At 58.2% G+C, this 13503-nt stretch carries 2 protein-coding genes and 1 pseudogene; all 3 read left to right on the forward strand.

Annotation, left to right across the window (positions count from 1 at the left end; genetic code table 11):
• Window positions 1-687: 687 nt before the first annotated feature.
• Window positions 688-840, forward strand: a pseudogene (locus tag ACKVY0_RS20125) (filamentous hemagglutinin N-terminal domain-containing protein); the annotation flags it as partial.
• A gap of 279 nt (window positions 841-1119) precedes the next feature.
• Window positions 1120-11706, forward strand: a complete 10587-nt coding sequence (locus tag ACKVY0_RS20130) for a filamentous haemagglutinin family protein (RefSeq protein WP_409216688.1) — start codon at window positions 1120-1122, stop codon at window positions 11704-11706.
• Window positions 11707-11724: 18 nt separating this feature from the next.
• Window positions 11725-13503, forward strand: coding sequence for a tetratricopeptide repeat protein (locus tag ACKVY0_RS20135; RefSeq protein ID WP_409216637.1), 1779 nt, complete (start codon window positions 11725-11727; stop codon window positions 13501-13503).

Below are 13503 nucleotides of genomic sequence, written 5' to 3' on the forward strand. Positions count from 1 at the left end.
GTGCAACTGGCCCAGCGACTGCGGGCGGAGAAGACTCGCGCGAACATGCAGGCTTACGTGTCGGAAACGTTGCTAAAGCACCCTGTGGCTATCAACGAGGTCGCGCTGTCTAAACTGCTCCTTGGCACGTCATCCCCGAACGCGGCCACGAACCCCTGATTGCTCTCCATGAAGTCTTTTGCACGCCCTGCCAAATCCCGTCGGCTCTCCCCCGCCCATGTGCTGCTGGTGCATGTACTGGTGATTCTCACCGGACTGATGCCCACGCCGCTCGTCGCGGACATGTTAAGCTCAAACCTCGGTCAAGCGGCGGCCGGAGGCGGCACCCCGGCAGACACAGCGGCGGCAAACGCCAACGCGATCAACACCGCCGCCGCCACGGCCGATGCGCGCAATCATGCGCAGGACATGCTGACCCGCAACACACTCGCCCTGCAGGCGGTCACAGCGATGCAGGATGCCGCGCGTGCTGCCGCTGCCGCAGCGAACAATCTCGGCGCGAACCCGAACTTTGCCGGAACCTTGCCCAACGTCCCAAACGGTCTCACCACCGGCGGACTCGAGATCATCGGCGCACCCGTAGGTGCCACCGCTCCAATCCAAGCTGTCAGCGGCGGGCATACCACCGTCACCGTCACGCAGACGCAGCAGCAGGCCATACTGGAGTGGAAAAGCTTCAACATCGGCATGAACACCACGCTGTCGTTTGATCAAAGCGCCGGCGGCACCGATGTGGGAACGTGGATCGCCTTCAACCGCATCACCGATCCTTCGGGCAATCCCACACAGATTCTTGGCTCCATCCAGGCGCAAGGCCAGGTGTATGTGATCAATCAAAACGGCATCATCTTTGGCGGCACCAGCCAGGTGAACACCCACGCGCTGGTGGCCTCCGCCCTGCCGATCAATGACAACCTGATCGCCCGCGGCCTGCTCAACAACCCCGACACGCAGTTCCTCTTCTCCGCCAACTTCCAGCCCTCCGGCAACAAGGGGCCCACACCTTCCTACACGCCACCCTCCCTGCCCAACACCACCGGCAACCGCATTGGCAACGTCACCGTCCAAGCCGGCGCGAGGATCACCGCGCCAACCTCCTCCGCCAACGTGGGCGGACGCGTGGCCCTGATCGGCCCGAACGTCACCAATGAAGGCACCATCAGCACCCCCGACGGCCAGACCATCCTGGCCGCAGGCATGCAGGTGGGGTTTGACGCCCACAGCGCTGATGATCCTTCGCTGCGTGGATTGGACGTGTATGTTGGTGATGTCGGCACCTATGGCGGTACCGCAACGAATAACGGGTTGATTGAATCGCCACGCGGCAGCGTGGTCATCACGGGCAAAGCCGTAAACCAGAACGGATTCATCAACAGTTCGACCTCGGTGTCGCTGAACGGACGTATCGACTTGCTGGCAAATTATGGAGCTGTTCGCAACACGAACTACAATGCAGCCAATGCAGCGTTTGGCGCTCCGTTCCAATATCCCTCAAACACCTCCACCGGCATCGTGCGCACCAAGGAGGGATCCGTGATGCAGATTTTGCCGGAGTGGGCCAGCAGCAGCAAGATCAACGGCACGGAACTCGCCTTGAAATCCGAGGTCAACATCCAGGGGCTGGGAATCTATCTGGGGGAAGACTCAGTGATACTGGCGCCGAATGCCAATGTGGCCATCAGCGCGGGCATCTGGGATTTGGTGGCCGGGAATCCCGCCGTGCAGAATTTTGTGCAATCTTCGGGCCAGGTGTATCTGGACCATGGGGCGGTGATTGACGTGGCAGGTTCGACCGCGATTGATGCAGCCATATCTGAATACATTTTCACCGTGACTTTGCGTGGTGCTGAGCTGGCGGATTCCGCTCTCCAACGCAATGGCAGCCTGCGGGGTGCCACCATCACCGTCGATCTGCGCAAGCAGGGAGTTCGCAGCGACGGCACCGCCTGGGTGGGAACCCCGCTGGCAAACCTGACCGGCTATCTGGGTGTCATTGAGCGCACCGTGGGGCAACTTACCACCGCAGGTGGTGCGGTCTCACTCACCGCCGGAGATTCGGTGGTGATCCAGGATGGAGCGTCTGTGAACGTGTCGGGCGGCTATCAGGACTTTGCTGGCGGCGATGTGGCAACCACCCGATTGGTGGATGATGGCAACCTGATTGACATCGCCGATGCCGACCCGAGCGTGGTTTACGATGGCATCTACACTGGAGCCACCACCGTCGCCGACTCGCGCTGGGGAACGTCCACCACGACCACCGGTCTCTTTGCATCCACCAGCCACTACGAACCAGCGCACAGCTTCGGCGGCAAAGGCGGCAGCCTTGCGATCACTGCCGCATCCATGGCACTTGATGGAGCTTTGAAGGGGAACACCGTTATTGGCCCTCAGCAGCTCGGTGCAGCTCCTCAAATGAGCACTCTTTCCTTAAAATTCCAGGCACAGCAACTTATCCGCACTCCTTTGCTGTTTCCATTATATTCTCCTACACCACCGGTTGTTGAGTTCCAAAACGGAAGCATAGCTCAGGCTGCCGTGGGCTCATTCCCAAGCAACGGCAGCTTGGCTAACCTGCCCACAGCTCGTCGCAGCAATGTATTTCTGTCTCCTGAATTGTTCACCACACAAGGATTTGGTTCATTGCTCATGGACAACAGCGATGGCGATATCCTGGTTCCCGCAAATGTCTCGCTCACCGTCTCCGCTGGTGGCACCATATTGCTGCATGGTGCCAATGTGAACATTCAGGGATCACTGTCTGCGCCAGGCGGTCACCTGGAGCTCATCGCCTACAACGTTTCACCCTACGTAACTGCGAACCTAGAGGCTCGGAAATCACAACTTCAGCGGACAGACGTTCCAGCCGCGAACCCGGCACGCGGGAAAGTGACAGTGGGATCATCCGCGCTTCTGAGCACAGCGGGACTAATCATCAATGATCTGTTGGACGCGCCAGCCCCCCTCTCAGTTCCTCGTTCGGTCACCATCAGCAGCGAAACAGGAGAAGTGGAATACCTCAGCACCACTCAAGGCGGTAGCATCAGCATCCAGGCTTACACAGCAGAACTGGCGGCCGGGAGTCTGGTCGATGTTTCAGGCGGTCTCACCGCAAACAAGAGCATCACCTACGGGAATGGTGGCTCTTTGTCGATTCACACTGGAAACGATCCATTGATCAAATCTTTGCTTGGCGGGCATCTTTCTCTGGGTGCCACGTTGAAGGGGTTCTCCGGGGCAGTTGGCGGGACATTGACACTTCAAGCACCCACAATCCAAGTCGGCGGCTCGACGGTCTACCCCAACACCCTGTTGCTACAGCCTGATTTTTTCGGCAACGGCGGCTTCAGCAAATTCACCCTGACAGGCCTCGGATCAGACATCACTCCACCAGCAGGTGTAACGACTTTTGCTCCTGGCATTCTGATTACATCTGGAACTGTGATCAGACCTCTGGTCAGCAGCCTGCAGGCGAGCAGCCATCTGCAAAATGGGACAAGTTCAATTGCCATCAGCACATTGCTACAGCCGGAAGGATACCGCAGCCCCGCAAGCCTCGATTTTGAAGCTCCCGGCGTGAATAATTTTATCGACAGCCTTCTGCAAGTGCGCGGTGCCATTCTCATGGAATCAGGAACACAAATTGAAACCGATGCTCTCGGCAGCGTTGTCCTGCATGGACAAACAGTGGAGATGCTGGGGAGCATTGATGCGCCGGGTGGTTCGGTCACATTGGCAGGAGCCAGTCATTACCCTGTGGAACTTGACAATCTCACGACAGCGATCGCCACCGTGCATCTCGGCAGCGTCGGTCGCGTCTCGACCGCAGGCAAAACCGTTTTGCTGATGGATGCCTTCAATCGTCGGGTGGGTTCTGTCCATGCCGGCGGCAGCATTCATGTCGAAGGCAACATCGTCGCTGATGCAGGAGCCTTGCTGGACGTTTCTGGGACGAGCAGCATCATGGATTTGCTGCCTGCGGAGGCTGGAGTAGAATTGGCATCGCAAAACTCCATCACCCAACTGACTCAAGCGGCAAGCTCAGTTCCCGTCCGCATCGACAGCAACGGGGGGCTCATATCGCTGAAGGGTGGCGAGTTTCTGTTCAGTAATGCCACCTTGCTGGGCACGGCGGGAGGCAGCACGGCCCAAGGCGGAAATCTTTATATAGGTTCCGGGCGTTTCATCGCACCAGGAGCTGCCAGTGATGACAAGTTTATCAAACTCGTCGTTTCTCAAGACATGTCCTCCTTTCTACAGCCCGTGTTTGTCGTAGGGCAGAGCGTGGTGGGGCAGTCAATCGGCGGCACTATTGTTGGCCAGGGTTATTTCGGTGCCAATTCATTCCAGAATGGAGGCTTCGATTCTCTAACCCTGGCAAACAACGTAGAGTTTCGCGGGGCCGTGGACATCGTCGCAAAAGGCTACCTCAAAGTGGCGGATGGCGGCGTCCTCAGCGCCGATTCCCTGGTGCGTCTTGCAGCCCCTTATGTAGCGCTGGGCAGAACAGTGAGCGCCCCCATGCGCGATGAAGAGCTGATCAATCCTTATCTTATCAACACACCTGGTGTCGGGGTGAGTCCCAGCCTGTTCAGTCCCACTTATGGCACCGGCAGGCTCGAAGTTGTGGCTGATTTGATTGAAACAGGCTTCCTTTCGTTACAAAAAATCGGACAAGCCAGCCTCACCGCCCGGCAGGAATTGCGTGCCAGCGACTATTTCGACATCGCTGGTCATCTAACCATCACAGCGGGCCAGATTGTTCCCATGACGGCTTCCACCTTCACCATCACCGCCTACAACGATAGTGCGGCACCCACGAATGGTTCCGTCACTATCGCATCCACTGGCACCTCGCCTGAGTTTCCACTCTCAGGCGGTGGCAGACTGAGCATTTATGCATCATCTATCACCCAGGGCGGCATACTACGCGCGGCATTGGGATCGATCCGCCTGGGTTGGGATGGCGTCGGCACCGCGCCAAAGGGTCTAGTCACGAATGCCAACGCACCTGTGACACAACAAATCACCCTGACAGGCAGCAGCGTCACATCCGTGTCTGCGATTGATCCACAAACCGGCGCAGGCGTGCGGATTCCCTACGGCCTGATCAAAGACGGCACCAACTGGATTGACCCCACTGGTTTCGACATTACCAGCACTGGCATTGCAGACAAAACCATCCGCTTATCAGCTCTTAACGTCACCACTGAAGCTGGCTCAAACTTGGATATCCGTGGCGGCGGCGAACTCTACGGCTACCGCTGGGTTCAGGGCAATGGCGGCAGCACTGACCTGCTCGACACTGACGAAAAATTTGCCATTGTTCCCGGCTTTTCATCCTTATTCGCGCCATACGCACCCTTTGCCACGGGTGGCATCTTTGTCAGCAATCTTGGGGGTGATACAGGCTACACCACCAGCGGCTTGAAAATAGGGGATCAAATCTACCTCAAGGGCAGTTCACTGACAGCAGCAGGTAACTACACTTTAATGCCAGCACGCTACGCTCTTCAGCCGGGTGCCCTGCTCATCACACCCAGTTCAGGATTGCCGGTGGACTCCCTGGTCAAACCCGGTGGGGCGGTGTTCGTCAGTGGATACCGGTTCAATGGTTTAAACCCCGGCGCAGCGGGTTCCATCCATCAGTTGTTCGAAATCGCCCCCCAGCAGGTCGTCAAAGTTCGCGCCGAATACACGGATTATCTCGCACATGAGTTTATCCCCGCAGCCCAGAATCGCCTGAGCTTACCAGTCACACGAACTTCGTCAGATGCGGGCTACTCACTCCTGAGTGCGCTCCAGAGCATGCAGTTGAGCGGAAATGTGAGCGCTGCTGGAACACCCGCTGGGCGCGGTGGGCGCGTGGACATCAGCAGTCCTCTGGAAATCGTGATTACTGCCCCTGGAGCACCGGCTCAACTCAACAAGCTGGTGCTAAACTCCACACTACTGAGTGGCTGGAATGCCGAGAGTCTGCACATCGGCGGTGAACGCACCACCGGGACCACCAGCACTGTCGTTACTGTGCGCACGGACAAACTGACGGTGGACAATGCCGGAGCGCCTTTGACCGGCACAGAAATCATCCTGGCAGCAAAGCAGACCATAACACTGGCCGCCAATGCAGTCATCACGCAGACCGGAACACAGACCTCTGCTGATTCTCTTGCCCTCAGTGGCAATGGATCGCTGGTTCGTGTGAGTGGCGTGACCTCTGCACAGACATCGCGCACCGGAGTGACCACCTCCGCCCTGCCGCAACTGAATGTCGCCGCCGGAGTGTCTATCAGAGGTGCCAGCATCACCCTGGACTCCAGCAATACCACGTCGCTGGACAACAGCACCAGCCTGACCGGCACGGCCATCAATCTGAACAGCGGCCGTGTCTCACTGCTGCTCACGCCACCTCCGGGATCGCCCAACATACTTCAGACTACAGGCAGTCTGGTGCTCGGCGGCACCGCCTTGGCCAGCCTGCAAAACACCGCCGCGCTGTCGTTGCTGAGCTACACCTCCATCGACCTCTATGGCTCTGGCACCTTCTCCAACACGGGCACACTGGCGCTGCATGCCGCTGAAATTCGCGGCTTCAACAATGCCGGCGGCACAGTCAACCTCACTGCACAGTCCATCCTGCTCGACAACAGTGCCAACGGCACGGCAGGAACCGCGGGCACGTTGTCCAGCAGCACACTCAATGTGACCGCCGACACGATCAGCATCGGGCAGAACGCCTTGGTGGTGAATCAGTTTGCCACGGTGGTGCTGAATGCCGCCAGTGGCATCTTGATGCAGGGCACTGGCTCGTTTGCAGCGCAGGGAGACATCAACGCCGTCACTCCCTTCTTCACCGCTGCCAGCAGTGCGACTCAAAGCCTCATGGCGGGAGGCGCGCTGAATCTGACGAAGCCGTCTGGGACTCAACCACTTCCCGCAGGCCTCGGCCTCGGCGCCCAGGTTTCCTTTGAGGGCAGCAGTATCACCGCCAACACCGACGTCCTGCTACCCAGCGGCCAGATTTCCATGCGAGCACGCACTGGCTCACTCAGCATTGGCGGCAGACTTGACGTCGGGGGCACGGCCAAAAGCTTCTTCGATCAGGTCCGCTACACCGACGCCGGACAGGTCACCCTGACCTCTGACAACGGCAATGTGACTCTCGGCACAACAGGCACGATCAACGTTGCCGCCGCCGCAGCGGGAGGCAACGCAGGCAACTTCATTGTTAATGCGGGGGCGGGTCTGCTGACTCTTGACGGCTCCTTGCTCGGGCAAGGCGGCATTGGTGGCACCAACGCCTCCGCCAAGATCGACATCGTCAGCCTCGCCTCATTCAACACGTTGAATGCCAAACTCAACGCCGGCTCGTTCACCCAGGAACGAAACCTCCGTCTCCGCAGCGGCAGCGTGACCATTGACAGCACCATCTATGCCCATCGTTTCTTCCTCGGCGTGGATCAGGGTTCGATCACGGTTAACGTCGCCGCCAATCCCGCGCTGCCAACCATCGACGCTTCCGGCTCAACCGGAGGGCGCATCGACCTGATCGCCAATGGCGATGTCACACTGAACTCGGGGGCATGGCTCACGGTCAAGGGAACCGACTTCGATAACGCCGGCAAAGGCGGAGAAATCAACCTGGAGTCAGGCGCCCAGCGCAATGGCACGGTAGGGGCTGGCAGCGTGATGATCCAAACCGGCTCCGTCCTGGATCTGTCCGTCACGAACAACGACAAAGTGACTGTCAGCGGCGTCACCACCACGGTTGCAGGATCGAGTGCCTATCAGGGCAAATTCACCGGGAAGCTGCATATCCGCGCGCCACAGACGACAGCAATTAATAACTACATCCAGGTCAGCCCGATCAATGGCACGATCATCAATCCTTCCAGCATCGTGATCGAGGGTTACAAACTTTATGACTTCAACCAGTCCAATGTGGTCATTCAAGGCGGGGTCTCGACTCTGCCCAATCTCACCGGAGTGACCCTCAAGACTGAGGCTGCGAGCGGCCAGAATTTAAAAAGTGACGCCACCAGTTTCATGGCAAACTACTCCGCGATGTTGAGTCGTCTGGTGGGCGGCAACACAGGCATCCAAGCACTGGAAAGCCAGGGGCCTGGCGTGGTTGTCATCGCACCAGGCATCGAGATCAGCAACCGCGGCGGCAACATCACCCTCGGCATCGCCAACGTCGGTTCCGGGCAAGGCTCGGGTGCTGCTTATGACTGGGATCTGGCCGGTTTCCGTTTTGGACCCAAAAATGCCGCCGGCGTATTGACGATGCGGGCTTCCGGCAATCTCGAATTTTACAATACTTTGAGCGATGGTTTTAATACTGCTGCTGCAACCTCCACCAACGCGCTCGAAAAGCAATGGACGGCACCATTGATGAGCCTGCAGACCACACTGCCAACAAACACACAGTCGTGGTCTTATCGTATGGCATCCGGTGCTGATTTTAGGGCGGCAAGCTTCAAGGAAGTCGTCTCACTCAACAGCCTTTCCGCAAACTCAGGCTCAGTTCTCCTGGGGAAAGATGCTGTGCAAGCACGGCCTGTCGGCACAACCTCAGGAGCCAATGCTCAGACATCAACAGCCATCCGCCAGTCCAGCACCGCCACGAATGCCACCACACAGTCCAATCGTTTCCAAGTCATCCGAACTGGGACTGGCAACATAGAAATAGCCGCCGCTCGCGATGTACAGTTGCTCAACCAGTTTGCAACCATCTATAGCGCGGGAGCACAGGTGGCCGATCCTTACAAAGTGGTGACCTCTGGAGATTTTGTCCTGCCTGTCGTGGATGTGCTTGCCGGAGACACTCCCAATCAGGGCACCTTACTCGGCGCTGTTCAGCAGCTCTACCCTGCGCTTTACAGCATGGCAGGCGGCAACATCATGATTTCAGCCCAAGCCTCGATCAAACACTCGACTAGAAACAGCGGCGTGGCAGTCGCAGACTCTTCACGTGAACTGCCAAACAACTGGCTCATGCGGCGCGGCTACATTGATCCACTGACTGGCGAATACGGGGATGTCTCTGTCTTCCAGGATCCTATTGTTCAAGTCAATGCACTGTCTTCTTCAACATCATGGTGGGTGAACTTTAGCAACTTCTTCGACGGCGTTGGCGCTTTGGGCGGTGGCAATGTCCTGCTACAGTCAGGACAAAACATCGAAAACGTCAGCGCTCATGCCCCCACCAATGCCCGTGCTGCCAGCGGAACCCCTGACGCCTCACGATTTATCGAGCTGGGTGGAGGGGACGTCACCGTCCGTGCTGGTGTCAATATCGATGGAGGCATCTACTACGTTGAACGTGGAGTCGGTGTGCTCAATGCCGGATCTCAAATCACCACCAATTTAACTCGTTCCCCCAGCCTGGGACGACTGGGAGCGAACCTTGTGTTAGATGATGAAAGCACATGGCTTCCAACCACACTTTTTGCTGGTAAAACTAGCTTCGATATCAAGGCACGCGGAGATCTCCTGCTAGGCCCCGTTGCAAACACATTCCTGCTCCCTCAAGGCATCAACAACAAGGTATGGAATAAAACCTATTTCAGCACGTTCAGCGCTGAAAGTTCCGTCAAGGTTTCTTCCATCGCTGGCAGTGTGACTCTCCGTGAAGCAGCCACCTTGATCGACGGCTCTGCCCCCCTGCCCATCTTGTCCGCCTGGATGAGAAAAGAGTTGCTGCTGAACAATGCCTCGGCCGCCAATATTCATCCTTGGCTGCGTCTGTTGGAAGTGGACATCACCCCTTTCAATACTTATGCCACCGTCATGCCCGCATCAGTTTCCGCCATTTCTTTTTCAGGCGATGTGAATGTCGTCGGCACGATCAACCTTTTCCCCTCTCCGAAAGGCAGCCTCGAACTCCTTGCCGCAGGAGCTGTTCAAGGTCTGCATAAAACGGGTGCCTCCACAGTCATTTTGTCCGGCTCTAAGAACAATGTATGGGCTTCATCTTCAATCAATGTATCGGACGCGAGCCCCGGTTCGATTCCTGGAATCTACACACCTTACGCATACTATGATTTCCTGAACCGTAACAGCGACTACACTCTTGCAAGGACTACCAACGCCACCTTCCTAAATCAAAAAAACGCTACATTCACAGAAACAGGCTCCACGGCAGGGCGATTTGGGGTTTCTCAGGTCAAGCAGAGCCTTCATGACTCAGAATTACTGCATTTAAACGACGCCAACCCGGCCCGCATCTATGCAGTTGGTGGCGATCTTTCTGGAGTGACCCTCTTTTCGAGCAAATTCGCCACGATCCTCGCGCAACGAGACATTACCGATGTCGGTCTCTACATTCAGAATGTGCGTGAATCTGATGTGACCACCGTTTCAAGCGGGCGCGACATCGTGGCATATAATGCCAACACTAGCCGGCGCACTCAGGCGGCCGCGACAGGAAACCGCACCGCAAACGGCGAAACACCCAAATCTGGCGACATCCAAATCAGCGGCCCTGGAAGCCTGCAAGTGCTCTCCGGTCGGAATCTCAACCTCGGCACCGGCTCCAACAATTCCGACGGCACCGGCGTCGGTATCACCAGCATCGGCAATGGTCGCAATCCTTATCTGCCTTTCGCCGGAGCTGACGTTGTAGTGGCGGCAGGCATGGGGAAGGCCTCCACCGGTCTCAGTGGCAGCAATGCCGACTTTGCCAGTTTCATCACCCAGTTCACCACCAGCCCCGCTGGTGATCGTTATTTGACAGAGCTGGCGGAAATCCTCGGTGTGCCTTCGGTGAATCTGCACGACCCGCTGCTCACCCCGGAACAGCAGAAACAGCTCGCCCTGGCCGTGTACTACCTCGTCTTGCGTGACGCCGGACGCGATCACAATGATCCTGACAGTCCGAATGCCGGCACCTACACTGAAGGCTACGCCGCCATCGCCAGCCTGTTCCCCACCACCAGCACGGGCAGCATCGAAACCCAGGCGCGCGACATCCGCACCAAGAGCGGTGGTGACATCAGCATCCTAGCTCCAGCTGGCGGGCTGCAACTGGCCGCCACCCTCATTGGCGACACCCTGGCACCGCCGGGCGTCATCACGGAGTCAGGCGGCAACGTTTCCATCTTCACCAAAAACGACGTGGACATCGGCATCTCGCGTATCTTCACCCTGCGTGGCGGTGACATCATGATCTGGTCGTCGGAAGGCGACATCGCCGCTGGTTCCTCCTCCAAGACGGTGCAGTCCGCACCGCCCACCCGTGTGTTGATCGACCCGCAAAGCGCCGACATCGCCACCGACCTTGCCGGTCTTGCCACCGGTGGTGGCATCGGCGTTCTCGCGACTGTGGCAGGCGTTCGCCCAGGCAATGTGGACCTCATCGCGCCCATCGGTGCAGTGGATGCGGGTGATGCTGGCATTCGTGCCACCGGCAACTTGAACATCGCCGCGTCGATTGTGTTGAACTCGGCCAACATCTCCGTCGGCGGCACCAGTGCCGGTACGCCGGCGGCACCTTCGGTCGCCTCGCCAAGCCTTGGTGGTCTAGCCAGCGCTGCCTCCAGCGCCGGAGCGGCTTCTACCTCCGCTGCCAGCCAGCCTGGCCAGAACCCGACGCAGCAGCCCACCACCCAGGAGCTGCCCTCGATCATCGACGTGCAAGTCATCGGCTATGGTGGTGGCGACGGCAGCAGTGATGAACGCAAACGGGACCAGCCCGGCGAATAACCCCAACCAACGACAGCCATGGCCTTTGAGTTCAACACCGATTCGCAGCAGGAAATTCCTGACATGGCACCGCCGAAAGAGCGGATCAGCCGGTTCCACATCCTTGTCCTGCTCGCCTTTGGCATACTCGTGATCATCCTGCTCTCCTGGGGATCGATTTCCACTGCGGTGCGAACGGCGCTCGCACGGCGCAATGCCAAGGAGGCGCGTGAAGCGATTGCCACCCAGGACTGGAGCCGCGCCTATCAGTCTCTCGCCCTCGCACGTCAGCGAGCCCCTGAAGACACCGAAGTCATCCGTGCGATGGTGGCGTTTTACCAAGTCACCGGCTCTGATCCCTCTGGACTTGCGCAACAGCTCCGCCTGCTGGCGGCACAGCAGCCGCTGACCGAGGAGGAGGATCTGCTGCTCGGACGTTCGCTCATTGCCAGTGGAAAGACGGCGGAAGCTCGTGGGGTGTATGAAAAGCTGCCCCTCGGCAACAGCACTCACAAACCAGGGCTGGAACTGCTCTCCAGCATCTTGACAGCGGAAGGACACACCAAGGAAGCGGCGGAGATCACACGACGCGCCTCGTCTCAAACCACGGACTCTCCCGAAACCCATCTCGAGGCAGCTTTGGAAGACCGCAAAAGCACCTTCGTCGAAGTGCGCCAACACGCCCGCAAACAGCTTTGGCAGCTCGCCGATCTTAACACCAAAGTTGCCTTGGAAGCCATTGCCAAACTGGCTTCAGACCCTGCGTTAACTCTCGCCGAAGCCAAACGCCTGCTGGATCAGGTCGGTCGGCATCCGCTGGAAAACTTGCCAGCACGTCTCGGCGTCATTTCAGCCCTCCTGCGTTTGCAGCCGGAGCTTCGAACTCAGATCGTCGCGGAGGAAATCGCACGCTTTCAAGCCCGCAACAAGGGAGGGCTGGAGGAGATGACGTACTGGCTGATGACCGAAAAGCAGAATGAAGCGATCTTCAAACTCATCCCCAGACATCTGGCCATGAATTCGCGTGAGCTGTATCCCATTCTCATGCAGGCGCTCGCCCAGGAAAAACGCTGGGAGGAACTCAAGGAGCTGCTGATGACGCCCCGGCCGCCAGTGCCAAAAAGCCTGGTCAACCTCGCCTTGGCGGAGGTACAGAGCCAGCTTCAGCCCGATATGCGGGAAACGCGCCTGCTGCTTCAGGGCACCCTTGAATCAGCCAGGCTCGAAAACAACGACGCCACCCTTTATACGGTGGCGTCACTGGCAGAAAAACTCAATCTCACCGACATCGCGGTCATCGCCTACAAGGATGCCGGCGACAAAGCCGCCGCCGCTGGAAAACTGGAAGCCGCCGTTCTGCATCTGCAAAAAGCCGTTGAAATGGCACAGCGGGCCAAAGACAGCACAGCGCTGCTCGCGGTTTCCCGTACGCTGCATGAATTGCGTCCCAGCAGCGCCGTTTTTTCCGACCGGCTCATTTATTTGCGCCTCATTCTCGGCGTGGAGATGGAGACCATCGATTTGTCGAAGCTGCGGAATGCCAGCAGCCTCCACGAGGCATTCACGATCACTTTGGAACGCATTCCACCGCCCTTGTTGCTCGCACTTGCCGCCTACCGCCTTGGCGACCCGGGCTCCGTGCCAAAACATCTGACCGACCTCACGGATGCAGCGGGTCTCCCCGCAGGACAGCGTGCCGTTGCTGCCGGACTTCTCTCTCTCGCCGGCAGGCAAGACCGCGCCTACCAGATCGCCGAAAAAGTTCCCGCAACGCTGCTCCTGAACGAAGAGCGGGTCTTTTTACAGCGTGCGCGCTGA

Source organism: Prosthecobacter sp., assembly GCF_046154365.1.
Lineage (GTDB): Bacteria > Verrucomicrobiota > Verrucomicrobiia > Verrucomicrobiales > Verrucomicrobiaceae > Prosthecobacter.

Excerpts from the sequence above, each read along its gene's own strand:
- ACKVY0_RS20135 (WP_409216637.1), top strand. The coding sequence starts at position 11,725 with ATGGCCTTTGAGTTCAACACCGATTCGCAGCAGGAAATTCCTGACATG.